This is a genomic window from Limnohabitans sp. (assembly GCF_031538885.1).
Classification (GTDB): Bacteria; Pseudomonadota; Gammaproteobacteria; order Burkholderiales; family Burkholderiaceae_C; genus Limnohabitans.
This window is the reverse complement of sequence record NZ_JAVKLW010000091.1, coordinates 31,203-56,887: the sequence shown is the minus strand read 5'-3', so window position 1 is coordinate 56,887 and position 25,685 is coordinate 31,203. Positions and strand designations below refer to the sequence as shown.

Here is a 25,685-nt window from a genome sequence, read left to right as displayed (position 1 = left end):
TGGTATCGTTCTTCTCGGCTGAGGTGCTTGTACATTGGGCAACTTCGACTTGGCGGTTAAAGCGGCCATGATGCTCTCGCATCCTCAGCCACCTATAACCAGTTCATCTTTGTTGCACTTCGTCCTTGAATCCGCCGTTTCTTAAAGTTTGCAAGTATTGGGTCGAGAGAAAGTATTTTGTCGGAGGGACTTTTTTTTCTTTGACGTCTGAAAAAATTGCATTCTTTTTTCCTGCCTTTGGGTAATTAAACTCTGTGATTTTTGTACTTTTATGGAATCCGACAATATAAATTCTCTCTCTATTTTGTGGAACACCAAAGTCTCTGGCATTGATAACCTCTGGATTCGGTACAAAATAACCCAAGTCATTTCTCAAGACATTTAAAATAGTTGCCAAGGTTTTTCCTTGGTTATGATTTCGAAGTCCTTTGACATTTTCTAAAAATAGGGCTTTGGGTTGTTTTCTCTTTATGATTTCAGCAACATCAAAAAACAATGTCCCCCTCGTGTCTTCAAATCCACCACGCTTACCAGCAATAGAAAAGGCCTGACAAGGAAAGCCCGCACATAAAACATCGAAGCCATTCGGAATATACGACTTTGTTTCCTCTTTGGTGATATCTCCAAACGGTATCTCGCCAAAATTGGCGCTATACGTCTGCTTTGCGCCTTTGTCCCATTCGCTTGTGAATATACATTTACCCCCCAAATTTTGTAACGCCAACCGAAAACCACCAATGCCCGCGAATAAATCTATGAATTTGAATTTTGAATTTTCAGGAGGGGGAAATGGGGCTTCAGTTTTTTCGAAAAATCCATATTGCGAAGCTTCTTCTGCTACTTTATTTGTGTTTTTTATTTTTGGGTTCTCAAATTGAAGACTCTCAATTTTTTTCAATGAGATTTTGGGGCGCATTTTCAAATCACCTGCTTTATTCATCGTCACGCAGGGTTTTGAGCATTTTGGTTTTGATGCGGTTGCGCTTCAAGGGCGAGAGGTATTCCACAAACACTTTGCCGAGCAAATGGTCCAGCTCATGCTGGATGCACACGGCCAACAAACCTTCGGCCTCGATGGTGCGCTCTTGGCCGTTTTCATCCAGCGCTTTGACCTTCACCTGTGTGGCACGCTCGACGCCGTCGTAAATACCTGGGACAGACAAGCAACCTTCGTCGCCTTTGAAGCGCTCGTCCCCCATCCACGTGATTTCGGGGTTGATGAGCACCATCGCTTCATTGCGTTCTTCGGACGTGTCAATCACCACCAAGCGCTCGTGCACGTCCACTTGTGTGGCGGCCAAGCCGATGCCGTTGGCGTCGTACATGGTCTCAAGCATGTCGGCAATCAAGGTCTTGATGCGCGCGTCAATTTCTTTGACGGGCTTGGCCACCGTGTGGAGCTTAGGGTCGGGGAATCGAAGGATGTCTAACTTGGGCATGGCTTTATTGTCTCCGCTTTTGAAGTTTTTGACCTTCAGGTGCGCCTATTCCTAACACCCCTTCTGACAATGGTTTTCACATTCCACAGGAGGCACACATGGACAAAGACGAGTTGCGCGCATGGCTGCGCTTGAGCATGACCGAGGGTGTGGGCAATGATGCGGCGCGTCGTCTGCTGGCCTGCTTTGGTAGCCCGCAAAGCGTGTTCGAGCAAACCGAAGCCACACTGAGCCAAGTGGCGAACGCCAAGCAAGCGCAAGCCTTGCGGGCCGTGCCCAACGAGTTAGCGGTGCAATGTGTGCGCACCCAACAGTGGTTGGCACACGCGCCCGACACGCACCGTCATGCGTTGTGGACCTTAGGCGATCCGCATTACCCACCCGAGCTGCTGCAACTGGCAGACCCGCCGCTCATGCTGTACGTGGCCGGTCAAACACAAGCCCGCTTGGGCCATGCTGTGGCTATTGTGGGCAGTCGCAACCCCACACCACAGGGCGCACAAACCGCCGAGCAGTTTGGCGAAGCGCTGGCTGCCGCTGGTTTGTGTGTGGTCTCGGGCTTGGCTTTGGGTGTCGATGGTGCAGCGCACAAGGGCGCATTGCGCAAGAGCAGCAGCAAGCCTGACGACCCACAGTGGCGCACCGTGGCCGTGGTAGGCACTGGGCTAGACCGCGTGTACCCGCGCCAACACCAAGCCTTGGCCAGCGAGATTGCGCAGCATGGTTTGCTCATCAGCGAATACCACTTGGGCACACCTCCTCTGGGTGGTAACTTCCCCAAACGCAACCGCATCATTGCAGCCTTGGGGCTCGGCACCTTGGTGGTGGAGGCGGCGTTGAAATCTGGCTCGCTCATCACCGCCAAGATGGCGCTTGATTTGGGCAAAGAAGTGTTGGCCATTCCTGGCTCTATCCACGCCACGCAATCGCACGGCTGCCATGCGCTGATTCGCCAAGGGGCCAAGTTGGTCGAAACCGCGCAAGACGTGATGGAAGAGTTGCAACTCGCGCCGCAAGCGCAAACCGATTTGTTTGGCGGTGCGCTGGACAGCGCGCCAAACACGGACGCTACACACACCCCAGACACGCCCACACAACACCCCCTGCTCACCCACATGGGCTACGCCCCCGTGAGCCTGGATGCGTTGCAAGCGCGGTGTGGTCTGGACACGGCCAGCTTGCAGGCCCAGCTACTGACCTTGGAGCTTGACGCAGAAGTCGGTCGCTTGCCTGGTGGTCTGTTTCAACGCTTGGCCCGTGCTTGACAGCGCTGGCGATTCACAAAGCTTGAATCGCTAAACCACAGCGCCTGAGTTCTCGTCATCAGGGTCACCCACCACCTTGCTGGCGTTGTGTTTGATGAGGTCTTCGCAGCGAATACCCAGCCACATGGCAATGGCCGCCGCAACAAACACAGATGAGTAAATGCCAAAGCAAATGCCAATGGTCAGCGCCAGTGCAAAGTAATGCAGCGTGGCCCCCCCAAACAACAACATCGACAACACCATGAGTTGCGTACACCCGTGGGTGATGATGGTGCGGCTGATGGTGGAGGTGATGGCGTTGTCGATGATCTCCACCGTGTCCATCTTGCGAAAGCGACGGAAGTTCTCACGGATACGGTCAAAAATCACCACCGACTCGTTCACCGAGTAGCCCAGCACTGCCAACACCGCAGCCAAAACGGGCAACGAAAACTCCCACTGAAAGAACGCGAAAAAGCCCAAGATGATGACCACGTCATGCAAGTTCGCAATGATGGCCGCCACGGCAAACTTCCACTCAAAGCGCATGGCCAAATAAATCATGATGCCCACGACCACAAAGGCCAGGGCTTTCAACCCATCGACCGCCAGCTCGTCGCCCACTTGCGGGCCCACAAACTCGGTGCGACGCAGTTGCACCTGGGCGTCGGTGGTTTTGAGTGCGGCCAACACCTGCTCGCTTTGCTGCCCTGAGCTTTGGCCTTTGACCGCTGGCATGCGAATCATCACATCGCGAGCGGTGCCAAAGTTTTGCACTTGCACGTCTGACAAGCCGAGCTTGGCGATTTGGTCGCGCACGGCGTTCAGGTCAGCAGGCTGGCTGTAGCTGACTTCCATCAACGTGCCGCCCGTGAACTCCACCGACAAATGCAAGCCACGGCTAAAGAGGAAGAACACCGCCGCGATGAACGTGATGAACGAGATGGCGTTGAACGCCACCGCATGCTTCATGAATGGGATGTCTTTACGGATTTTGAAAAATTCCATGACTCAAATCTCTTTCTTGTCGCTCAGCGATCAGGCGCGCCACACGGTGCCAATGGACACGCTTTGCAATTTCTTTTGGCGGCCATACCAAACGTTGACCAAGCCACGCGAGAAGAACACCGCAGAGAACATGCTGGTCAAGATGCCGAGGCAATGCACCACCGCAAAGCCGCGCACAGGGCCCGAGCCAAAGGCCAACAAGGCCAAGCCCGCAATCAGGGTGGTGACGTTGGAGTCGAGGATGGTGGCCCACGCACGGTCATAGCCCGCATGGATGGCCGACTGGGGTGACGCGCCGTTGCGCAACTCTTCCCGCACACGCTCGTTGATCAGCACGTTGGCGTCAATCGCCATACCGAGCACCAAGGCCATCGCAGCCATGCCGGGCAAGGTGAGCGTGGCTTGCAACATAGACAGCACCGCCACCAAGAGCAACAAGTTCACCGCCAGCGCCACGCTGGAGAACACGCCAAACAGCATGTAGTAAATGCACATGAAACCAGTGATGGCCACAAAGCCCCAAGTGACCGAGTTAAACCCTTTGGCGATATTTTCCGCACCGAGGCTTGGGCCAATGGTGCGTTCTTCGATGATTTCCATCGGCGCGGCGAGTGAGCCTGCACGCAACAACAGCGCCGTGTCATTCGCTTCCACGGTACTCATGCGGCCCGAGATTTGCACACGGCCACCGCCAATTTCGCTGCGAATCACAGGCGCGGTGACGACTTCGCCCTTGCCTTTTTCAAACAGCAGAATAGCCATGCGCTTGCCCACGCTTTCCCGGGTCACGTCTTTGAAGATGCGTGCGCCCTTGGCGTCGAGCGTGAGGTGCACCGCCGCTTCTTGGTTTTGGGTGTCAAAGCCGGGTTGCGCGTCGGTGAGGTTTTCGCCCGTCAAAATGACTTGCTTTTTCACGATCACGGCTTGGCCGCTGCGCTCTAAAAAGCGCTCGGTGCCAAATGGCACGGGGCCGTTGCCAAACTCAGCACTGCGCGCTTCGGCACTGTCGTCCACCATGCGGATTTCCAGCGTGGCGGTGCGACCCAGAATGTCTTTGGCCTTGGCCGTGTCTTGCACACCCGGCAGTTGCACCACGATGCGGTCGGTGCCTTGTTGTTGAATCACGGGCTCAGCCACGCCCAACTCGTTGATGCGGTTGTGCAGCGTGGTGATGTTTTGCTTGATGGCAAGCTCCTGCACACGCTTGGCGGCCACGGGGTTGATGACCGCGGTGAGTTTGAAGTCAGCGCCATCTGGGGCAGCAGTGGTTTGCAAGTCCAAGAACTGGTCTTGAATCACGCGTTGTGCGGCCTCGAGCGTGGCCATGTCACGGAAACGAATCTCGATGGTTTGGTTGTTGCGGCTGATGCCGCTGTGGCGCACGTTTTTTTCGCGCAAGCCGGTGCGGATGTCACCCGCTAAAGACTCGGCCTTCTTGGTGAGGGCCGCAGGCATATCGACCTGCAACATGAAGTGAACGCCACCACGCAAGTCCAAGCCCAAATACATGGGGGCCGCATGCAGGGCCGACAACCAAGCGGGGGAACGCGCCAGCAAATTCAAAGCCACCACATATGACGCATCGTTGGCATCGGGCACCAGGGCAAGCTGTATCGCGTCCTTGGCTTTGAGTTGTTGGTCAGTGCTGCCAAAGCGTACTTTGAGCGAGCCGTTGTCCAGCGTCACCACATCGGGGGTGAGGCTGACTGCGGCGAGGGCGGCTTGCACACGCTCTTGCACGGCGAGGTCGACCCTGACCGACGACTTGGCGGGCGACACCTGTACCGCAGGTGCTTCACCAAAAAAATTAGGCAGCGTGTAAATGCTGCCCACCAACAAAGCGATCACGATGATCGCGTACTTCCAAAGGGGGTAACGGTTCATGGTCGCTTCGTCGTCAGGGGTTACAGATTACAGCGAGCCTTTGGGCAGCACTTGCACCACGGCTTGGCGTTGCAATTGCACTTCCACACCTGCCGCGATTTCGAGGGTCACCGTGGCTTCAGCCAACTTGGTCACCTTGCCAAGCAAGCCACCCGCTGTGGCGATTTCATCGCCTTTGGCGATGGCTTCGATCATGGCTTTGTGTTCTTTTTGACGTTTCATTTGGGGACGAATCATCACGAAATACAAGACTACGAACATCAACACCAAAGGCAGCATGCCTTGAAGAGACGACATGAGGTCACCACCTGCGGCAGCGGCAGGCGCGGTTTGGGCAAAAGCAGAAGAAATCAGCACGGTCAAACTCCAAATTGAGGGACTGCTGCTGAGGTACAAAACGCCCCAGCAGACCAAGCGCGGATTGTATGCGGCGCCAAAGTCCCTTGACAAAAACCTCTTGGCTTGTTGCTTAGCCCATCGACGCAATCACTTGGCTCAAACTCTCGCCATTGATTTTTTTCTGATAGCGCACATTCAAACCCTCGTCGCGTAAAGCTTCAAAAAATCGTTCTGCGCTTTTCATTTTGTAGTCTTCACGCCGCCCCAATTCGCTGGCACTGTCATAGCCCTTAGTTTCCAGCACCAAGTACAAGGCCAGTGCGCTACCTTCACGCATCAACGCATAGCCAAAATCTGGGTTGTATTTGCCCACAGGCGTGGGAATATTAATTTTGGGTAGTTTGGCAAACACGGTGATGCTGTCCATCTGCGACTCATCGACTGTCTCGCGCTCAATGCCACTGTCCACAGGCATGAAGTTCTCGTCATACAAAGACTTGGCGCACACCACCGCATTGGCAATGGGGTACGGCTCTTTGCCACACGAGGCCGCAGGCAACGTTTCTAGCAAAGCACCCGAAACATCCGTCAACGCGGTTTTCACACGCACCTCGCGCAGCGAATAAGACACTTTGTTGATGATGAGCGCATACACACTCCACGTGAACACATCTTTCAGCACCGTCAACGCGCGGTTCTCATTGCCTCGAATCAAGGCAAATTTTTCAGCCGACATTTGCGCCAGCACCGTGCTGACGGTTTGATAACTCAGCTTGGTACTGTTCGCCAACTCGCGCACAAACTCAGCCAAGGTATAAATCGAATGCGATGGCAACACATAGCTGCCCTGTGTACTTTGCGCCTGGTGCAACGCCTCCACCCCCGTAGTGCGCGACACACTCAAGGCCAAGGGCCGCACATCAAAAGAGCTTTCAATGTTCCCCAAAATCTTGGCCACCAACGCCGCTTCATTCAACTCATAGCGCACCACGGCGTTACGGTTGAGTCCCTCCCACAAAGCCTTGAATTTTTGGTACTGTGTGGCACTCACTCGCAACGTGGCCTTCGGCTTTTCGGCCTTGTGTTTGACCTTGCCATAACTGTCGTAATACGCATCTAGATAAGTCTGCATATTGACCGCATTCACCTCTTCGATGCCCACAATGGTTTTCAAGCGCGCCAAAATTTCATCACGCCGCGCCAGGTATGTTGCACGGTCTAACAACAAAGTGGCTTGCCCCGTCACGTCATGCAAATCAATCACACCCAGCGCCTGCAAGGCGTCCAGCACGCGGTTGGCCACGCGCGTACTGGGGGCCACGCCAAACTCGGCCAACACCCCATCATCAAACGTCTTGCCCACGCGGCGCACACTGTGGGCGGAAATTTCGCTTTGAATCGCCGCCACAAAATCACCCTCAGTCGCGGGCACCACCACCACCAGCTCGTTGACCTCATCAAACGCGGCATCGTCTGGCGACATGCGCTCTAAGTTTTGATTCACCGCCAAACGCAAGCCACGCCCGATTTGCTGTAGCTTGGTAATCCTTGAATGGCTGGGCGCTAGCTTGCACAAGGTAAAAATGTTAGGGTTGTCCCAGCCTTCTTGCAGCGCCCACATCGAAAAAATAAACCGCAAATCGGTATCGAAAGACAGCAGTTTTTCCTTCTCTTCCAAAATCAGCTTGATGGCCTCTTCCTCGCCCTTTTCGTTGTGCGAACGGGCGAAATAACCTTTGTGCACTTGGGTCACATCCGCCGCCGAACGCTCTAAATACGTGCGGTAGCCTGCATCCAAATCTGGCTTTGCCAACACCTGCTGTAACTGCGCCGTATAGGCTTGCTCAAACACATCGCGCAAAACGGCGGGCTTGTTACCCTCGGGCAAATACTTGGCAACTGCGTCAATGAAAAACAAACTCAGCGCCTTGATGCCGCGCTTGAACAGCATCTCTTCGCGCTCAAAATGGTTGGCAATGCTACGCCCCACAATGGCTTGCTGAATCTCCTCGGCCAACATGCCGTACGACGTAGGCTCACCCAAAGGCAGCGCAAAACCATTGGTGAACACCACCTCCTTGGTGGCGATGGACTCCACCACGTAAGCGCCTAAATAAGCAATGCCCGTCTTCTCGCCAAGGTTGTCCCTCACTTGCAATGCCACCTGTGCTTGTGCGCCCCTCAGGGTTTGGTAGCTCACCTGCGCCACCCGCGCACCCGCGCTACCCGTGACCTGCGTCAAACACAAAGCGCAGGTATCGGCACTGCCCACCCCCACCGTGTCCACCGTGATGCCCTTGACCAACCGCTGGCGAAACGCATCCAAGCTGTCTAGCGTGTAAATCAGGTTGCTGTACTCGCCCTTGAACGTGGCACCAAAACGCAGCGTGAACAAGGGGTTGAACTTGGCCAAATACGCTTGCGTCTTTGCGCCTTCAAAACGGTGCGGCTCGTCGATGATGATGACTGGGCGAATCGCACCTAGCGCCTCCATATAACTCTTGGCACGGCCAAACAAATTCGCCTCCACCCCGCGCTGGTTGATGGTGTTTTTGTCTTTGTTAAACGACTGATACGTCGCCACCATCACCGAAATGCCTGCATTCGCGCTGTGTACAAACCCACGCACCGTCTTGCTAGAGTAATTGAAGACGTTGATCTTTTGGTTGTTGTACTCCTTGGCAAAAAACGCTGCCGTCGTTTGCAAGCTCTTCAAAGTACCTTGGCGAATCGCATTGCTAGGCACCAACACAATGAACTTGGAGAGCTTGTACTGCTGGTGCAGCTTGTGCATCGTCTCGATGAAGGTGAAAGTCTTGCCCGTGCCCGTCTCCATCAGCACATCCAGCGTCAGCGAAGGCGTGGCCGTGGTGGCCACCTGCACCTCGCCTTGGGTGATGTGGTTGGCCTCACGCACCTGCGCAATATTGGCCTGCAACACCTGCGCCGCCGCTGCGGGGTGGAACACAGGGTTGGCCTCGCTGCCAAGCGCGGGCGTGAAGCCCACATCAGCAAACACATCAGCAATGCTTTGCACCGCTTGCGCTTGGTGCGCGAGACGGGTGTATTGGAATTGGGCGGTCATGGTGATTCGGTAAGAAGGTTTCGCAAAACGTGGCACGAAGTCGAACTAAGCCAAGGCGTTAGTTCGAGAAAAGCGGTTTCCTCGAACTAACGGAGGACGTTAGTTCGGGGAATCGCCTTTTCCTAAATCAGTGAACAAGGCGAGATAACGATCAAAGACATAAATCCGATCACGCATTTGTCCAGTGATTTCTTTCAAAACACCCCTATCTAGCAAGACATTGATGGTTGCGTGTGCCGTCGATTTAGAAACCCCCTGCTTTTTTGCTAGATCAGCCAGCGTCATCACGGGCGCGCTGTAAAGCAGGTTGAGTGCAGCCTTCACCGCGGGTAAACGCTTGCCCAAATCTGTGAGGCCGTTTTCCACTTCGGTGCGAAGTTTCAAAATTTCATGAAACGTGTCGCGTCCGCGTGTAGATGTTTCTAGCACGCCTTGCAAGAAAAACCTCACCCAGTGAATCAAGTCGCCAGACACCCTGACACGCATCAAGGCGTCGTAATAGCTGGCACGATGCCGTTCGAAAAAATCTGACAGATAAAGTGATGGCTTGGCAAGCAAACCATGACTGATTAAATAAAGCGGAATCATCAAACGACCAATACGTCCGTTGCCATCTAAGAATGGATGAATCGTCTCAAACTGATAGTGCCCAATGGCCAGTCGTATCAGGTGTGGCATGGTCAGGCCATCGTTGTGCAAGAAAAGTTCCAAATCGGACATCAAAGCGCCGACACCCTCTTGGTGAGGTGGAATAAACGTGGCATCCGTCAGGCTTGAGCCGCCAATCCAGTTTTGACTTTGACGAAACTCGCCTGGCTGCTTACCCTCACCGCGCACGCCACGCATCAAAACTTGATGCGTCTCCTTGAGCAATCGATTTGAAAACGGCAGCGTCTTCAATGCCTCAATGGCGAAATTGATCGCATCAATGTAGTTATGAATTTCTTGCCAATCATCTCGACGCTCTAATAAAACCTGCTCTTTCGGTAGCAACACCTCATCAAATCCAGTTTGTGTGCCTTCAATCTTGCTGGAGGTTTGCGCCTCTTTCGCAATGTGCATTTGAATAAACAAATCCACATCTGGGACGATCAAAGAGAATGCATTCAACTCACCCAGCGCACGCGTTGCGGACTCCAGCAGCAAATTGATTTTCGCGTCTTCCCAAGTCCACTCACGGTTGACCAAAGTGGGCTCAAAGCTTTTGTACTGATAGCGGGCTCGCCATTGCCCCGACTCGAAAGTTTCAAACTTCATATCACCCCCGCAACTTCAGCTTCTCATCCGAATAGCCCAAGCCCTCGGCCAAGGTTTTGATGCCTTGCATGAAGTTGTCGTTGGCAATCCACGGGGCATACACCGTGAGGTAGGTAGCGGGCGTGCCACTGGCTTGCAGCGCTTGCAAGGTGTCGGTCAGCGTGTCTAGCGCCACCGCTTGCAGCACCAACACCACATTGGCCGCGCGGTAGACGTGGTGCGCTATCATCGTCTCGATGGGCGTGGACAAAGGCAGCCCCTCTGCCAGCAGCAAGTTGTACAGCACTTGCTCGATGTGTGCGGGCTGGGCAGTGTCAATGGTGCCGATGGTTCCAATAGCGTGCTGCAACGCCAGCACGTCCGCTTGCGTGGCCTCATGCAAGGGCTTTTGCAAAATGAGTGCATGCGGGTCGTCCACCAGCTCGAACACACGAAAGCCTGTGTCGAGGTGGCTGGGATCGCCCGCCAAGTCGGTTTTTCGCTCGGCTTGCAGCTTGGCCCCTGCGCGGCGAATGCGCTCGACGGTGATTTCAAAAATCGTGGCCTCGGGCTTGCCCAATGTGTCGGTGACAAACGTGTGGGCCTCTTTTTGTTTCTTCGCGTCAATCGGCTGGGGAATTTGCACGAGGATGAATTGGCGGTTGCCGCCGTCTTCGGCGTTCAAGCGCATCACCGCTTCGGCGGTGGTGCCAGAGCCTGCAAAGAAGTCGAGAACAAGGTCGTCATTGGTTGTTACTTGCTCAGCAAACAACTTGATTAGGCCCGTTGGTTTGGGAAATGAGAAAACGGCTCTACCCGTATATGAACTCACTTCGCGAGTGCCGTCCGCCGTAGTGTGCTTAAGTAAAACCGAGCTTAGGTTTTTATAAAGGCTTTGCGTTTCCGACAAAAATAGTTTGTGTCGAGGGCGGCCAGTTGGAGACACTGGAAAAAGAATGCGGTTTTCTGCAATTTTCGTTGCCATTGTCGAAGGCTCGTAGCGCCAGCCACGTTCGGGACAACCGTAATTAAGACAGGTTATTGGATCAATCAAGTCATAGTGCAAGTTAGGACGTGCATCTTTACTCGCCAATCCCGTTAAATCCGCGCTACGCCATGGGCCTCGCTGATCGTTGTCTGGGTTCGAAAATTTCGTAAGGTCTTTATCCACGCCGCGCAGACTAGTCTGATCTTGAGCGCCGTAGATCAAAACATATTCGTGATCTGTTGACAGGCCTGTAGTCGCACGCGTGTCCTCACTGACTCGTGATTTCCAAGTGAGTTGTCCAACAAAACTATCCGCCCCAAACACCTCATCACACAACAACTTCAACTGCGCCTGCTCGTTGTCGTCAATGCTGATAAAAATCACGCCGTCGTCGCGCAGCAAATCTTTGGCTAACAGCAAGCGCGGAAACATAAAGCTCAGCCAGCCGCTGTGGGTGCGTGCGCCGTAGATGTTTTTGATGTAGTCGATGTTGTCGCGGTTGTAGCCCAGCTGCTCTAGCACTTGCGACTGACTGGCACTGAAGTCGTCGCGGTAGATAAAGCCATCACTCTGCGTGTTGTAAGGCGGGTCGATGTAGATGAGTTTGACTTTGCCAAAGTAGCTTTGGCGCAAGAGGCGCAGGGCATCGAGGTTGTCGCCTTTGATGAGCAGGTTGCCCGTGGTGTCCCACTGTGTGCTTTGCGCGGGCTGGGGCTGCACTATTTTTTGGGGCTTGATGAAGGCGCTGTGATAGGCCTCGCGCTTGCCCACCCAGCGCATCTCGAACCCGTCCTCTTCTACTTGCACATTGCTGGGGTCTACGGCCAGTTGCAACGCTGCTGCATTGATACGGATGCGCCCTTGCGCGTCCACCTCCACGGCTTGGGGGAAGTGTTGCCGCAAGATGTCGAGTTTGGCGCGGTCAGGGGTGGGGACTGAGAGGATGGGGGCGTTCATGGCCCACAGTTTAAAGGCTCGCCCATTTCTGCCTTGCCGCCGCCAAGTAACGGGCTTTGACGTGGCCAAAGCCTTTGATGTGCTCTGGCACCCGCGCCACTTGTAGCGCTCGCTCGTAGTTGCTGGGGTTACTGGGGTTGAGGGTGGCAAGTAATGCGGCAATGCGCGTGGTGTTGTATTAGTCCAATACACTGTGGATGGTGCGCAAGGCGTTGATCGCCGAGCAACAAAAACGAGCCTCGACAGGGTTGGTGCGTCCGCAGGCGGCCTGAGGGCAAAGATGGGATGACGAAATGGGTCTCTGATGCCGAAAAATCGTGCTATCGACGCACACAATTGCACATCGGCACATCGGCACATCGTGAAGTCCGTAATAAATCACGCTGCAAATTCATGCGTTGTGCAGACCTTCCTTAGAAAGCTTCAACCAATTTGCACGCGACGTGCTGCTGAACTTGCCACACGTCAAAGACATGCACACCAGCTTTTCGTTGGGCGCAGTCAAAAACAGCGGGGCGCTGCCGCTTTGAGTCAGTGAACCACGGGCGGTATGCCACCCGCGCTCAACACGGGGAGCTCTGCCGCTTCAAGCAGGCCCACGCCCCATTGCGCAGTCCCTTGCAGTTTGTTGAGCAAGGTCACCATGACTTGCACCACATGTTGTTCCATCTGGATGTGAACGCTTTGTCCGGTGCTGAGTTGGAACTCGACTGAGATTTGCTCATCTTGCTGGTTGATGACCAAGCCCACGACTAACAAAGGCTCTTCACCCAGGGGGTGTTGCGTTGCGGCTTGGTAGTCTTGCTGAAAATCGGCCTGCTGTGCAACGGCCTGCTGCTGAAACGCTTGCACGGCTTGAGCCACTTCGGGGGCGTGGGTTTTCTCCAGTGTTTTGACCGTGGTGTGTTGTGTGCCCGCAATCAGGCCCTGCACGATGCGCCGCGTCAGCCAAAAACTGTAGTCTTCCCCCTCGCTGGTGTTGAAGCGAAAACGCACACGGTCTTCGCGTGCCACCCATTCCCCATTGAACTGTTTGATGCTCATCGTCTGCTCTCGTTATTTGGCGTCGTTATTTCGGCCACAAAACCCAAAGTCGTAAGCCTTGTTTCATGCGGCCTGCAAATTCACCAGCATCCACACCCGTGCCTGCAAAGTAGTCTGCGCGCACCGCACCCACAATGGCGCTGCCCGTGTCTTGTGCGAAAACCAAGCGTTGCAAGTTGGCGCTGGCACCCGCACTCGCCAGCCACACGGGTGTGCCATAGGGAATGGAGTCTTTGTCCACGGCGATGGAGCGCCCAGCGGTCAACGGCACGCCTTGCGCACCGCGGGGCCCGAGGTCGGCCTCGGCGGCGCGGCGCGTCTCTTCACGGAAGAACACATAGCGCGGGTTACTCCACAGCATCTCTTGCACCAAGCGCGGGTTGGTTTGCTGAGTACTGACAATCCACGCTTTGATGCCAGGCCACGACGCATCGCGAATCAACCCACGGTCCAACAACCAACGGCCCACGCTTTGGTAAGGCTGCTCGTTCGAGCCAGCAAATGCTAAACGGATGATGCGGGTGCTGCCATCGGGGTTGCTCACGCGCACACGTCCTGAGCCTTGGATGTGCAAGACCAGCGCATCCACGGGGTCGGCCAACCACGCCACTTCGCGGCCACGCAAGGCCTCACGCGCCTGCGGGGCAGTGTCTATCTCTTGTCGGCTGAACCACGGGCGGCCTGCGCGGCGAGCCTCGCTCAAACCCTCGGGGGGGGCGTACAGCGGCACCTCAAAACCGGGGCGCATTTGGGACGAGGCGCCAAACAAAGGCTCGTAATAGCTGGTGAGCAGGCCATCGGTGGCACCATCGAGTGCCTCGACGCGGTAGGGTTGCAAATGGCTCATCATCCACAGGCGCCGGTCATCGTCACTGCCCAAGATGAGTTGGCGCACATCTTTGCAAAGCGGCGCAAACACGGGGCCGGGACGCTCGCAGTTTTGTAGCCACGCATGCCATGCGTCTTGCGTTGGGTCGTCTTGCCAGCCAGGCACATCGCTCCAAGACGCGGCCACCCATTGGCTGCGGTAGCTTTGCTGGGGGTTGGGGGTGCCGGGCATGCCCGCGAGCGCGCCGCTGGCACGCGGGGCTTCAGCGGGAGGGCGGGCCGCGGCGGGATAGGGGCGGCCATAGTCGTTCACAGGCGCACGGCGTGGTGTGCCGCACGCCATCAAGCTTCCTACAATGAAGAACCACATCAAACGCCACAGGATTTGTCGCATGCTGTTTATTTTGCTAGAAGCGCTCGGGGCGGGTTGCATCTTGGTGGTGATCGTGTGGTGGACCATGTTCTCGGGTCGCGCTGAGGCGGAGGCCGAACATGAAGCCGCACAACAAGAAGCCGCTAAAGACAAGAAGTAAGTCACTCGCCTCGTAGCAAATTGGCCAACTCCACGGCCGACTTGACATTCATTTTGTCAAACACGCGGGCGCGGTGAACTTCCACGGTGCGCACACTGATGTCGAGCTGGTCGGCAATCAGTTTGTTGGGCAAGCCCTCCACCACCAAGTGCATCACGCTGCGCTCACGGTCCGTCAAATCCGCCAAGTTGTGCTGCAAGCTTTGCTTGGTGCGCAAGCTTTGCAAGGTGTGTGCGGAGCGTGCCAAGGCTTGTTCAATGCGGTCGACCAAGGCGTTGTCTGAGAACGGTTTTTCACAAAAGTCAAAGGCGCCACGCTTGACCGAATCAACCGCCGTGGGCACGTCGGCGTGACCCGTCAAAAAGATCACGGGCAACACATCCAACCACTTGCGCTCCAAGAGTTGCTCGAACAAGGCCAATCCGCTCATGCCAGGCATGCGCACGTCCAAGAGCAAGCAGCCAGGTTGGCTGGGTTGCCACGGACTGTCGGGGTTGTTGAGAAACTCGGCAAAGGCGTCCGCACTGTCGAAAGATTGGCTGGGCAAGCGGCGTGAACGCAGCAGCCACGCCAGCGCCTCGCGCACACCCGCATCGTCGTCAACAATAAAAACCAAAGCATCTTCTGTGGGTTGCATACATCAAGCCTCAAGTAGGTCAGGCTTCAAGTCAAGATTGTGGCAGGGTAAAGCTAAACACCGTGCCGCGTGGCGTGTGGGGTCTGTGGCCTAGGAAGCCACCATGCTGCTCCACCACCGTGCGGCACAAGCTCAGGCCCAAGCCCATGCCTTCTTCTTTGGTGGTGAAAAACGGTGTGAACAGTTTTTCAGACACGCCCTCTGGAATGCCTTGGCCCACATCAGCCACCGAGAACTCCAACCAACGGCTGGTGGCATTGGAGGCGGCTGGGTGTACCGCCAAGGTAAGCACTTTGTTCGGTGCGTCATCCGCCATGGCCTGCATGCCGTTGCGTGCCAGGTTGAGCAGCACTTGCTCGACCATCGTGCGGTCACAAAAAACCGCGGGCAAATCAGGCGGGCATTGCACCACCACGCGCACGCTCAATTTGCGGGCTTGCAAAATGACCAAGGGCATCACATCGTCCAGCAAGGCACGCGGGGTCACGGCTTCTCGCGCTTGGTCGCGACGGCGTACAAAGTCATGCACGCTCTTGATGACTTTGCCCGCCCGCTCGGCCTGTTGGCCAATGCGTTGTATTGCACTCGTCAAAATCTCGGCCAACTGCGGGTCTTTGAAGGCCGCGTCTTGCAACAAGTTCATGCTGCCTGTGGCGTAGCCAGAGATGGCGGCCAAGGGTTGGTTGAGTTCGTGGCTCAAGAGCGACGCCATCTCACCCACGGTCGTTAAACGCGCCGTCGCTTGCAAGCGCTCTTGACTGGCGCGTGAGACTTCTTCCACACGGCGCTGCTCGCTGATGTCGAGCACCGCGCCCATCCAACCTGTTTGTTCGCCCAAGGCATTGATGAGTGGCGCCTCAAAAATCATGACGGCAAAACGCTCACCGTTTTTACGCATGAAGACCGACTCCACGCCCTCTCGTGGTGGTGCATTGCCCGCCAAACGCAGGGCCTGACGTTGACCATATTCGTCCACCATCTCCAGCGGCCAATAGGGCGCGGGGATGCTGCGGCCAATCAGCTCTTTAGCCTCAAACCCCACCATCTCACAAAACGCAGGGTTCACGTAGGTGATGTGGCCTTGGTTGTCACGCGCACGCAAGCCTGTGACGAGTGAGTCTTCCATCGCTTTGCGAAATGCCAAGGCATCGGCCAAGTCCAACTCCACGCGTTGGCGGCGGCGCATGTCACGCGCCAGCATGACCAGCACCGTCGCCAAAGCAATCGCCATTGCCGTCACGAGGGCGGTCAAGACATCGGGGAACAAGTCGGGCGCGCCGCGCCAACTGTCCATGCGCAACACCATGGTGTGACCGGGTAAATCCAGCAACTGCTTGGCGATGAAGACGCGCGAGCCTCGGCGTGCCGTGCCGTGCATGGCCAAGCGCGTGCCGTCCGACTCGGTGAACGAGGCCTCTTGGCTGCGCGTGAGTTGCGGCCCCACCATGTTGACCAAAATTTCAGACAGGGAATAAGTAGCCACGGTGTAACCCGTGAGTTGCCCATCGGTGATGACGGGCAAACACAAGTCCATGATTTCTAAACCCAAGCCATCGGTTTGTGGCACATAGGTGCTTGTGCCATAACCAGGGCCACTTTGGCGGCGCGCCACGCCGCAGGCTTGCACCACCTCGGGTTGGTTGGCAGCACGGCCAAGCCGATGGAAGGCAGGGGCGCGAAACGGGGTGTCGACGCTTTTGAGCACACGCAAATCTAAGTCACGCAACTCCAAGCGCAACCACTCGCGGTGCTCACGCAACAAGGCATGGGCATCATGCGCCCAAGGGACGGCACTGCGGTCCGCATATTGCAGGGCTTGCAAGCTCTGCACATTGCGGGTCAGGACGGTACGAATATCGCTGACTGCGTCTGCCGCATCGCGCTCAATGCGGGCTTGCACTTGACTGACTTCATAGCGACCCGCCAACCACACCAGTGTGCCGAGCATGGATAACACCAACACCACCAACAGGCCCCACAACACCCAACGGCGTACATGTAGTCCAGCAGGTAGCACCATCAGTCCACTTTGGTCACACGGGGGTCAGCCCAAGAGCCGTCCACATGAAACTCGGTGGTGCCCGCACGCACCAAAGGCCTGCTCAACACCAACTGCGCAAGGTAGCTGGCCAACCCGATCAAAGGGTTGATGGTGGCAACATACAGCGACGCTGTACCCGCATTGATTTCTGGCACGACGACGACTTTGAGTTGTTGGGTTTCGCGCACCAAGTCGGCGCTGCCTTCAATCAGGGCACCTGCTACCACGCCCTTCATCTGCAAGTTGTTGGTCGAGGCCAGCCCTTGGTCAATGCGGACGTCGCCACGTAAAAAATCAAACGCAAAACCATCGCTGAACAAATCGCTAAAGTCCAACGTCAAGCGACGTGGCAGAGCTTGCAAATTGAGCACACCCAACAAACGCGCAGCCCCTGGATCTATTTTCAAGAACTGCCCTTTTTCAATCGACACATGCATCTTGCCGCTCATGGTGGCGTAATCAAGGGTGATGGGAGAACCTTGCCAAGATACTTGGCCTTCCAAGCTGCCCTCACCATGACCTATCGCGTCGGGTGTGCCCAACCGAGTCAACAACTCGCCGCTGTCGCGAATGGCCAAAACAAAGTTGAACTGGGTATGTCGCACTCGCGGCCCTTCAGCGGCCCAACTGCCATTGGCTGTCAAGGTGGCTTCGGGCAAGTTCACGTTGAATTTATTCAAACGCCACTCACGCACCGCATTAGCACCGACACGGTTGACGGCATCGATCTCCAAGCGACCTAATTTTTTGCCATGCAACGTCAACTCGTTCACCACAATGTCCAAAGTGGGAATGCTGCTGGGTTGCTCCGTCAGCAAACGCTCAACATCGGAGACCGAACTCGGCGGAATGTTCAAGTAGGCCAGGCGCACATACAGCTGTGCGGATGCGTTGCCGCTGGGTGGCCGCACCTCCGCAAAGCCGTTGAGTTCATCTGCGCTGATGTTCAAACGCCATAGATCGCCTTGGCGTGTACCACCCACCACCATTTTGTGAACCATGCGGTCCGACACTTTGATTTGGTCCGCACGCAGGGCGGCGAATGTGGGCATGTAATCTTGCGCGTCATCTCCCGTGGCTTCGCTGCCAATCACGGATTTGCTGGCCGCCTTACGCTTGAGGGGTGACACACCGGTCACTTGGGTCAATGCTGTGTTCCAAGCATCCAAGTCCAGAGAGGACAATTGCAAATTCAGACTCACGGCGCTGTCACGCAAGGGCACGGTGTCCATCACCGACTGCCCTACAGCAATGCCGCCTCGCACCACGCGGGTACGCGGACCACTGAGATCACGCACGTAGACCGCCGAGACCAAACGACCCAAGGTGACTTTGATTTGGTCTTGCAACACGCGTGATTTGGGTTGCAAGGACTCGCGCGTGAGCTGCGACTCGATGCGCAACGGCATCGTCGTCTGCGCAGTTTTGTTCAAGGGCGCGGGCAAGGCCAAGGCCATGCCTTTGAGGTCACTGCTGATGAACAGCTCTGGCTGACCCCGGCGCAGCCCCAGTGTGGCGCTATAGCTGGATTTGCCTGCGGCCCGTTGCGCGAGGTGAGACACAAACCCCAGTTCACGGGCTTGCTGCAAGCCCTCTGCCGTCAAGTCGCCACGGATTTTGAGTTGTAAAGGCGATTGACCCTCACTGGCGACAAAAGACAAACCGCCATCAAGCAAGGCTTCACCACCCAGCAACTGTGCTTGCACCGCTTTGAGCTCAAAGTTTTGCTCACTGAACTGCAAAGTACCGCGTGTGCGGTTGAGCACAGGCGTACCTGGCATGATTTGCAAGGCGTTGTCGGCAAATGTCACGCCGCCTTGCACCTTCGTGGTTTCCAGCTTGTCGAGGGGCAAGGTCAAGGCCAATTTGAAATTGGCGTTCCCTGTCGCTTGGCTCTTGCCCAGCACAGCGCCCGTGAGGTCGTTGAGCGCAGATTTGGCTACCATGTCCAGCACTTGTGCCAACGGGCCATGGGCTTCGCCTGTCACACGCACTTCAGGTTGCGCCAAGTTGGCAATGTTTGCCTCGACTTTTTGCCACGCCACATCGGGCGCACCCGCCAACTGGGTGCGGCCTTTGAACTGCAAGGCACTGCGCTCCAACACCAACTCCCCATTGAGTTGCGTCAAGGCCGGCCACGTGGACGCTGAAGCCTTTGGGGCCGTCACAGGCACATAGGCATATTTGCCTTGTGCCACTTGGGCCACGATGCGGAACTCACCGAGTTTGGGGTTGTCAAACGGCATGTCCCTCAAGTTGCCGCGCAAGCGCATCGTCACATGGCTGGCTTCACCGGCTTGCACGGCATCGCGCAGATACGCACGCACACCCGCAGGCAAGATGTTGGGCAGATACCGATGGATCTGAGCCACCTTGGCGCGGCTAAGGGTGGCGGTCAAATCAAGCACCCCCGGCAGGCGCATGTCGCCTTCGCCAGTTTTCCAATGGCCATTGAATTCACCAGACACGTCATCGTTTGCCAAACGCCCTTGGGTGAATTGCACCGCCACGTCATGGCCTTTGAGCTGCCACGCCAACTGCGCCGACGCGTCATCCAGCACGACGCGTGGTTGGTCTAAGCCAACGGGCAAGGTCAGGCTGCCGTGGTGAACGCTCAGACGCGCTTTACCGCCTTTGTGCGTCAGATCAAACTCCACTTGGGCGGCTTGCACACTGGGCACATTGGCCAACGGGCTGTCTGGTTGCACATCGCGTTGCAAAGAGAGTTGGCGCACTTGGCCCTGTGCGCTGTATTCCCACGAGGCGTCGTCATTTTTTTGCCATGTCGCTTTGAGCTGGTGGACTTGGCCTTGCGGTTGAGTCCGGGCCAACAAGCCGCGCAGAGACGTGGACAGCGGCAGGCGTTGGCTGATTTGGGCGAGTGCGTCTAAGTCCAAGCGCTCTGCACTGAGGCTGCCCGCGTCCAACACATCACCGCGCCAGCCCATACGCAACACACCACCGGGCCAATGCTCACCCTCTTGGGTATCGAACACCAAGTCTTGGCTGCTGATGCTCACCTCATCGTTTTGCCATTGCGCCCCCACGCGGCCATGCACATGGTGCAGGCTCAAAGGTAACAAGTCAGCACCTAAATGCGCGGTCACCGCCTCTAAGGCGACATCGGCCGTCACACCCGTGAGTTGCCCTTTTTGCAGATCGGCCCACAAGCGCATGGCGCCGCGACCTTCTTGCAAGGACAGCCCCTTGTCCATCGCCACCCATTGACGCAAGGTGGCGAGGTCGACGGCGGGTAGCTCGGCAAACACCTCTCCCGACCACTGCGCAACGTCGCCCGCACGCTGCCATGGCCAGTGGTAGAGCTTGCCCTGCACTGACAAGCGCTGACCCAACACATTGGGCGGCGTGGCACTGATACGTAACGCATGATGAAACCTGTGGTTCTTCACCGACACTTCCACGCCTTGGAGGGTCAGCACAGGCGCAAGGGCGAGCGCTGCACCCGAACGCTCTGTTTGCGTGCGGCGCTCATCACGCCAATGCACCACGCCTTGGCGTACCAAAAAATCGGGTTGAGAGAAGAACCAATCGGCGCCACTGCCGTCGCCTGTGCCACCGGTGGCTAGCCCCGCCACCCAAATATGGCCGTCGGCATCGCGGCGAATTTCTAGCTCGGGGGCCTCAATGTCGAGTTGTTCAAACTGGCCAAACAACGCGGAGCGCGGAGACACCGCGGCCAGCACTTGCGGCAAACGCAAGGCCTCGCGTCCATCGTGGTCGAACAGCACAATGTCCTTGACTTCAAACCACGGCTGCCACCAACCTCCTTGCACGCGGATGCTGCCGACTTCCACGCGCAGCCCCATGGCACGTGAGACTTGTTGTTGCAGTACCTCACGGTAATCGTCAATTCGCGGCACAATGAAAATGTGCAGGGCGCTCCACGCCAGCACCACAACCACCCATGCCAAGGCCACCAGACCGACAGCCCAGTTGAGCGCACGTCGCCAGCCCGACTTGGTTTTCAAATCAGGTTGTGCACTTTCTGGGGTGGCATTTACAGAGTCAGACAAATGTTTCATGGTGCTAGCAATGTGACTGGAATTATCCCCTCCTCTCTATCGGATTTGAGTACTTATTCGCGCTTTGTGCAGCGTTTGCGTCGTCGCTATGCGAATGAGCTGCATTTACTGCCTGCGGGTGCCCCTGTTTTGGCAACGCTGCGAATCTGTTTTGAAGCGCTGCGGCAAACCCACAGCTGCGGTGATGCGCTGCGCATGTTGCGCCAATTGGTGATGGAACGCTTGGTGGTGCTGGACTGTGAACAACACGCGAGTCTTGAGGTGGTGACACGTGCTGTCACCGAGCTGGGCGAGTTCACCTTAGACGTGGCCTTCAGTGAAGCCCAAACACAGCTAGACACCAGCTACGGTGTGCCCACCACGCCGCGTGGCGAACGGGCCGTGCTGTGGATCATTGGCATGGGCAAATTTGGCGCACGCGAGCTGAATGTGTCGAGCGACATTGACCTGATCTACGTGTACGACGAAGACGGCGAGACCACAGGACTTGCGGACGGGCGCGGACGCATCAGCAACCACGACTACTTTGCCAAAGCCGTGAAATTGATTTACGCCTTGATCGGTGGCACCACCGAGCACGGCTTTGTGTTTCGCATGGATTTGGCCTTGCGTCCGAACGGCAACTCGGGGCCGAGCGTGGTGTCGCGCCAAGCGCTGGAAGAATATTTTTTGATGCAAGGTCGCGAGTGGGAACGCTTTGCTTGGCTCAAGAGCCGCGTGGTCGCGCCCCTGAGCGCCAAGGCTCAGGCCTTTGAGTTACGTGACACGGTGCTGCCTTTTGTGTTTCGCCGTTATTTGGATTACAGCGTGTTCGAGTCCTTGCGTGGCCTGCATCAGCAAATTCGCAAACACTCGCTCACGCGTAGCGCAGGACGCCCAGAACGCGCTAACGATGTGAAGCTCTCGCGTGGCGGCATTCGTGAAATTGAATTCACGGTGCAACTGCTGCAAGTAGTGCGCGGCGGTCACTTCCCAGAACTGCGCACACGCCCCACGCTGCAAGCCCTGCAACGCCTCAGCCAAGCCAACCTCATGCCCTCAGCCACCGCCGAGGCACTGGCCAAAGCCTACGTGTTCTTGCGCCAAGTGGAGCACCGCATTCAATACTTGGATGACCAACAAACCCATGTGCTGCCCACTCAGGACGAAGATTTGAATTGGATTTCTCTGACACTGGGTTACGGCGATGTGTGCGACTTTCTCGCCCAACTCGACAGCCACCGTGAGTTGGTGGCCCAAGAGTTTGACCGCTTGTTGGGCCTGGGTGACAAAGCCGAACCAAGCAACAACGGTGAGTGCAAAGGATGCACCCCCAACGCCAAGACCGAGCATGTGGATTTGGATGCTTTGTTGCCGGACTTGAATCCGCGTTTGCGCGAACGCGTGGCGCACTGGCCTGAACAACCCCGCATGCGCGCTTTGCGCGACGAAGGCATACAACGCCTGCTCAAACTCTTGCAACGGACCAATGCTTGGATTGAGGACGGGCGCGTCAGCGAAGAAGCGGCGGTGCGCTGGAGCGATTGGATGGAGCCGCTGCTGCGCCGCGAAAGTTATTTGGCCTTGTTGATTGAGCGGCCTCGTGTGCATGAACAACTCATGCATTTGCTCGGCATGGCGCGCTGGCCTGCCAAATATTTACAGCAACACCCAGGTGTGATCGACGAACTGGCCGGCGAAGCCTTGTTGGCAGAGCGCTTTGTGCCCTTGGAGTTTGAGCAAGAGTTGGAACGCCGACTAGCGTCGCTGCAATCCACCGGCCAAGCCGACGAAGAAACGCTGCTCAACCTGTTGCGCCGTGCGCACCATGCCGAAGTGTTTCGCACCTTGGCACGTGATGTGGAAGGCCGCATCACCGTCGAACAAGTGGCTGATGACTTGAGTGCCTTGGCCGACAGCGTGCTGAAAATTACCAGCCGTTGGGTGTGGCAAAACTTCAGGCAACGCCATCGCGATGAGCCGCAGTTCGCAGTACTGGCCTACGGCAAATTGGGCGGCAAAGAGCTAGGCTATGGCAGCGACCTCGACATTGTGTTTGTGTACGAAGATGCGAACGAACGGGCGGGTGAAATCTACGCCGCTTACGTGCGCAAGCTCATCAACTGGTTGACCGTCAAAACAGGCGATGGGGATTTGTACGAGATCGACACCGCCTTGCGGCCCAACGGCAACTCGGGCTTGCTGGTTTCGACCTTCGACGCGTATGCCGACTACCAATGCCAACGCGGTGAAAACACCGCATGGACATGGGAGCACCAGGCCATGACGCGGGCACGGTTTTGCCTCGGTGCGCCAGAACTCAAAGCACGCTTTGATGGCGTGCGTACCAATGTCATCCATGCCAAACGCAACCTAGTTTCGTTGCGCCAAGAAATTGTGGCCATGCGCGAAAAATTGCGCGCGGCGCACACGGTCAAACCGGATTTGTTTGACGTCAAACACAGCAGGGGCGGCATGGTCGATGTAGAGTTTGCCGTGCAGTACTTGGTGCTGGCACATGCGCAGCAACATCCAGCTTTACTAGAGAACGTGGGCAACATTGCCTTGCTGTTGAGTGCCGAGAAGTCGGGCTTGGTGCCCGTGGGCGTGGGACAAGCGGCAGGCAGCGCTTACCGAGAACTGCGCCGCGTACAGCATCGTGCACGCCTCGATGAACAGCCCACGCAAGTACCCATGGCGGAGTTGGCGCAAGCATCTACAGCCATCCAAGCTTTGTGGCACGCGGTGTTTGACACCTCACCTTAAGTCAAGCGCCGAGCCACGCCACCACAGGTGCAGTCGGTGCTTAACCTTGACGGATTTTCTTGACCAGCGCGGTGGTGGAGTAGCCATCGACAAAGGGAATGGCTTGCGCCCGTCCGCCATAAGCCAACACCACCTGCGTTTCGGCAAGTTGGCTCATGTCGTAGTCGCCGCCTTTGACCAAGATGTCGGGGCGCAACTCACTGATGAGCTCAAGCGGCGTATCTTCGTCAAACCATGTCACCAAGCTGACTGACTCCAGCGCGGCCATCAAGGCGGCACGGTCTAACTCATTGTTCAAGGGGCGGTCTGGGCCTTTGCCCAAACGGCGTGCAGAAGCATCGCTGTTCAGGGCCACCACCAAGCGGGCGCCGAGGCTGCGTGCTTGTGCCAAGTAGGAGGCATGGCCTCGGTGCAACACGTCAAACACACCGTTGGTGAACACGACAGGGCCGTGTGCCTTCAACTCGACCACACGGCGCCCCGCATCTTGGCGCGAAGCCAACTTGGCAAGAAAAGCAGGGGGCAGCAAAGTGTTGACGGTCATGGTGACGCAATTCTAGGCGTGCGCCTTGGCAGCCTCATGCGGAGTTGTTGGGCCTACCGTCAGACTGATCTTTTCAAGCCTCGCCATTGCTGGACGGCACGGATAATGGCCTGCAAGTCGCTCAACACCACCACATCTTCAAGCGAACGACGACGCAAAACCGGTGCAGAACCGCCAACCCACACCGCAATGCTTGAGGGCAAGAGCACATTCAACTCTGCCAAACCGTCCACCACGTGGTTGGGGTTCATAGTGGCACTGAAACTCAAGGCGACCACATCGGCACGATGTGCTTTGGCCGCTTGGGCAATGTCACGCACAGGCGTTTGAGTGCCCAAGGACAGGCAGCGGCAACCCTGCAAAGTCAACACACTCTCCACCATCAACAAGCCGAGGCCGTGAGCTTCTTGCGGAAAGGTGGTGAGCAACACCGAGGGCCCAAGGCCTGAGGCCGCACGCGAAATGGCCGCGATCGCTTGTCGCATCAAGTTGCTCACACACTCGGTGTAGAGATGCTCTTGGTGCACCGCCAAGTCACCGCGCGCCCATGCATCACCGACCAGAGTGGTCAGCGGAGCCACCACATCTGTGACAAAGCGTTCCAAACCATTTTGCGACAAGGCTTTCAAGAGGTCATGCCGCAAGCCTTCATGGTCTTGGCATTGCAACATGGCGATGTAGGTCATCAAGTCTTGGCTGTTGTGCGCAAGGGACGGGGCCTGGCTCGGGGGCAACGAGGTCTCGCCGCGGCTGAGGTGCTGCAATGCTTCGATCGATTGCGCCACGATGCGACCGGGACGATGGCCTTGATCCATCAAGCGCTTGATGGTGCGCAGCTTTTCCACTTGCAGCAAGGGATACGTGCGTTCGCCGTTGGCGTCACGGTCAGGTTGTGGAAAGCCGTAGCGACGCTCCCAGACGCGCAAGGTATCTTTGCCAATGCCCGTATCGCGCTCGACCGCGGCAATCGAGAGCGCCACTTTGGAAGGGTCGTCGCGTGAGTTCATGTATTGAAATCCCCGTTGGTGCTTATGGAAAATTGGCTTTGTCCTAGACATTTTTTGAGTATTAAGCCATGATAGCCCCCAAT

The 25,685-nt window shown here is 56.5% G+C and carries 19 protein-coding genes and 1 pseudogene; 4 read left to right on the top strand and 16 right to left on the bottom strand.

The genetic code is table 11. The features are described 5' to 3' along the window. Positions 1-103: 103 nt before the first annotated feature. The gene (locus tag RMS03_RS07435; protein ID WP_310626447.1) at positions 104-940 is read right to left on the bottom strand and encodes a DNA cytosine methyltransferase; all 837 of its coding nucleotides are present in this window, start codon (positions 938-940) and stop codon (positions 104-106) included. Next, the gene (gene def / locus RMS03_RS07430; protein WP_310626446.1) at positions 933-1,439 is read right to left on the bottom strand and encodes a peptide deformylase; all 507 of its coding nucleotides are present in this window, start codon (positions 1,437-1,439) and stop codon (positions 933-935) included. Before def ends, RMS03_RS07435 begins: the two co-directional genes overlap by 8 nt. A 98-nt stretch (positions 1,440-1,537) precedes the next feature. Between def and dprA the strand changes: the two genes are divergently transcribed. Beyond that, a complete protein-coding gene (dprA, locus tag RMS03_RS07425; protein ID WP_310626445.1) occupies positions 1,538-2,704 on the top strand; it encodes a DNA-processing protein DprA in 1,167 nt (388 codons plus the stop codon). Between the two features lie 30 nt (positions 2,705-2,734). Here the strand turns inward: dprA and secF are convergent, their stop codons facing one another. From secF to RMS03_RS11670, 7 genes are all read right to left on the bottom strand, one after another. Continuing rightward, positions 2,735-3,691, bottom strand: coding sequence for a protein translocase subunit SecF (gene secF, locus RMS03_RS07420; RefSeq protein WP_310626444.1), 957 nt, complete (start codon positions 3,689-3,691; stop codon positions 2,735-2,737). Between the two features lie 30 nt (positions 3,692-3,721). After that, positions 3,722-5,575, bottom strand: coding sequence for a protein translocase subunit SecD (gene secD / locus RMS03_RS07415; protein ID WP_310626443.1), 1,854 nt, complete (start codon positions 5,573-5,575; stop codon positions 3,722-3,724). Positions 5,576-5,602: 27 nt separating this feature from the next. Then, positions 5,603-5,932, bottom strand: coding sequence for a preprotein translocase subunit YajC (gene yajC / locus RMS03_RS07410; RefSeq protein ID WP_310626442.1), 330 nt, complete (start codon positions 5,930-5,932; stop codon positions 5,603-5,605). 112 nt (positions 5,933-6,044) lie between these two features. Next, a complete protein-coding gene (locus RMS03_RS07405; protein ID WP_310626441.1) occupies positions 6,045-8,999 on the bottom strand; it encodes a DEAD/DEAH box helicase family protein in 2,955 nt (984 codons plus the stop codon). 99 nt (positions 9,000-9,098) lie between these two features. Then, positions 9,099-10,145 carry a Fic family protein gene (locus tag RMS03_RS07400; protein WP_310626440.1) on the bottom strand — a complete coding sequence of 349 codons (1,047 nt, stop codon included), beginning with the start codon at positions 10,143-10,145 and terminating at the stop codon, positions 9,099-9,101. Between the two features lie 112 nt (positions 10,146-10,257). Continuing rightward, a complete protein-coding gene (locus tag RMS03_RS07395; RefSeq protein WP_310626439.1) occupies positions 10,258-12,180 on the bottom strand; it encodes a site-specific DNA-methyltransferase in 1,923 nt (640 codons plus the stop codon). Between the two features lie 10 nt (positions 12,181-12,190). Continuing rightward, positions 12,191-12,343 carry a DUF6537 domain-containing protein gene (locus tag RMS03_RS11670; RefSeq protein ID WP_405023516.1) on the bottom strand — a complete coding sequence of 51 codons (153 nt, stop codon included), beginning with the start codon at positions 12,341-12,343 and terminating at the stop codon, positions 12,191-12,193. Positions 12,344-12,590: 247 nt separating this feature from the next. On the opposite strand from RMS03_RS11670, the pseudogene RMS03_RS07390 reads away from it, so the two are divergent. After that, positions 12,591-12,710: pseudogene (locus RMS03_RS07390) on the top strand (Lrp/AsnC family transcriptional regulator); the annotation flags it as partial. 1 nt (position 12,711) lies between these two features. Here RMS03_RS07390 and RMS03_RS07385 read toward each other — a convergent pair. Beyond that, positions 12,712-13,224 (bottom strand): hypothetical protein, encoded by a 513-nt coding sequence (locus RMS03_RS07385; RefSeq protein WP_310626438.1) that lies wholly within the window; start codon positions 13,222-13,224, stop codon positions 12,712-12,714. A 25-nt stretch (positions 13,225-13,249) separates the two neighbouring features. After that, on the bottom strand, positions 13,250-14,446 hold the full coding sequence (locus tag RMS03_RS07380) for a murein transglycosylase A (protein ID WP_405023514.1): 1,197 nt from the start codon (positions 14,444-14,446) through the stop codon (positions 13,250-13,252). On the opposite strand from RMS03_RS07380, the gene RMS03_RS07375 reads away from it, so the two are divergent. Continuing rightward, positions 14,445-14,585, top strand: a complete 141-nt coding sequence (locus tag RMS03_RS07375; protein WP_310626436.1) for a hypothetical protein — start codon at positions 14,445-14,447, stop codon at positions 14,583-14,585. The genes RMS03_RS07380 and RMS03_RS07375 overlap by 2 nt on opposite strands. A gap of 1 nt (position 14,586) precedes the next feature. On the opposite strand, the gene RMS03_RS07370 is transcribed toward RMS03_RS07375, so the two are convergent. Genes RMS03_RS07370 through RMS03_RS07360 form a run of 3 tightly spaced genes read right to left on the bottom strand, consistent with a single transcriptional unit; the run spans position 14,587 to position 21,306 of the window. Beyond that, positions 14,587-15,222: a response regulator gene (locus RMS03_RS07370; protein ID WP_310626435.1), complete on the bottom strand. Its 636-nt coding sequence runs from the start codon at positions 15,220-15,222 to the stop codon at positions 14,587-14,589. 31 nt (positions 15,223-15,253) lie between these two features. Then, positions 15,254-17,242, bottom strand: a complete 1,989-nt coding sequence (locus RMS03_RS07365) for an ATP-binding protein (protein ID WP_310626434.1) — start codon at positions 17,240-17,242, stop codon at positions 15,254-15,256. Further along, entirely contained in the window at positions 17,242-21,306 is a 4,065-nt protein-coding gene (locus tag RMS03_RS07360; RefSeq protein ID WP_310626433.1) for a YhdP family protein, read from the bottom strand. The genes RMS03_RS07365 and RMS03_RS07360 overlap by 1 nt, the downstream gene beginning before the upstream one ends. On the opposite strand from RMS03_RS07360, the gene glnE reads away from it, so the two are divergent. Further along, positions 21,298-24,051, top strand: a complete 2,754-nt coding sequence (gene glnE, locus RMS03_RS07355; protein WP_405023513.1) for a bifunctional [glutamate--ammonia ligase]-adenylyl-L-tyrosine phosphorylase/[glutamate--ammonia-ligase] adenylyltransferase — start codon at positions 21,298-21,300, stop codon at positions 24,049-24,051. The two genes, RMS03_RS07360 and glnE, sit on opposite strands and share 9 nt — an antisense overlap. A 40-nt stretch (positions 24,052-24,091) precedes the next feature. On the opposite strand, the gene rfaE2 is transcribed toward glnE, so the two are convergent. Next, positions 24,092-24,595 (bottom strand): D-glycero-beta-D-manno-heptose 1-phosphate adenylyltransferase, encoded by a 504-nt coding sequence (rfaE2, locus tag RMS03_RS07350; RefSeq protein WP_310626431.1) that lies wholly within the window; start codon positions 24,593-24,595, stop codon positions 24,092-24,094. 59 nt (positions 24,596-24,654) lie between these two features. Continuing rightward, positions 24,655-25,602, bottom strand: coding sequence for a cobalamin-dependent protein (locus RMS03_RS07345; RefSeq protein WP_310626430.1), 948 nt, complete (start codon positions 25,600-25,602; stop codon positions 24,655-24,657). Positions 25,603-25,685 lie beyond the last annotated feature (83 nt).

Excerpts from the sequence above, each read along its gene's own strand:
- RMS03_RS07435 (WP_310626447.1), bottom strand. The coding sequence starts at position 940 with ATGAATAAAGCAGGTGATTTGAAAATGCGCCCCAAAATCTCATTGAAA.
- def (WP_310626446.1), bottom strand. The coding sequence starts at position 1,439 with ATGCCCAAGTTAGACATCCTTCGATTCCCCGACCCTAAGCTCCACACG.
- dprA (WP_310626445.1), top strand. The coding sequence starts at position 1,538 with ATGGACAAAGACGAGTTGCGCGCATGGCTGCGCTTGAGCATGACCGAG.
- secF (WP_310626444.1), bottom strand. The coding sequence starts at position 3,691 with ATGGAATTTTTCAAAATCCGTAAAGACATCCCATTCATGAAGCATGCG.
- secD (WP_310626443.1), bottom strand. The coding sequence starts at position 5,575 with ATGAACCGTTACCCCCTTTGGAAGTACGCGATCATCGTGATCGCTTTG.
- RMS03_RS07405 (WP_310626441.1), bottom strand. The coding sequence starts at position 8,999 with ATGACCGCCCAATTCCAATACACCCGTCTCGCGCACCAAGCGCAAGCG.
- RMS03_RS07395 (WP_310626439.1), bottom strand. The coding sequence starts at position 12,180 with ATGAACGCCCCCATCCTCTCAGTCCCCACCCCTGACCGCGCCAAACTC.
- RMS03_RS07385 (WP_310626438.1), bottom strand. The coding sequence starts at position 13,224 with ATGAGCATCAAACAGTTCAATGGGGAATGGGTGGCACGCGAAGACCGT.
- RMS03_RS07375 (WP_310626436.1), top strand. The coding sequence starts at position 14,445 with ATGCTGTTTATTTTGCTAGAAGCGCTCGGGGCGGGTTGCATCTTGGTG.
- RMS03_RS07380 (WP_405023514.1), bottom strand. The coding sequence starts at position 14,446 with ATGCGACAAATCCTGTGGCGTTTGATGTGGTTCTTCATTGTAGGAAGC.
- RMS03_RS07370 (WP_310626435.1), bottom strand. The coding sequence starts at position 15,222 with ATGCAACCCACAGAAGATGCTTTGGTTTTTATTGTTGACGACGATGCG.
- RMS03_RS07365 (WP_310626434.1), bottom strand. The coding sequence starts at position 17,242 with ATGGTGCTACCTGCTGGACTACATGTACGCCGTTGGGTGTTGTGGGGC.
- glnE (WP_405023513.1), top strand. The coding sequence starts at position 21,298 with ATGTTTCATGGTGCTAGCAATGTGACTGGAATTATCCCCTCCTCTCTA.
- RMS03_RS07360 (WP_310626433.1), bottom strand. The coding sequence starts at position 21,306 with ATGAAACATTTGTCTGACTCTGTAAATGCCACCCCAGAAAGTGCACAA.
- rfaE2 (WP_310626431.1), bottom strand. The coding sequence starts at position 24,595 with ATGACCGTCAACACTTTGCTGCCCCCTGCTTTTCTTGCCAAGTTGGCT.
- RMS03_RS07345 (WP_310626430.1), bottom strand. The coding sequence starts at position 25,602 with ATGAACTCACGCGACGACCCTTCCAAAGTGGCGCTCTCGATTGCCGCG.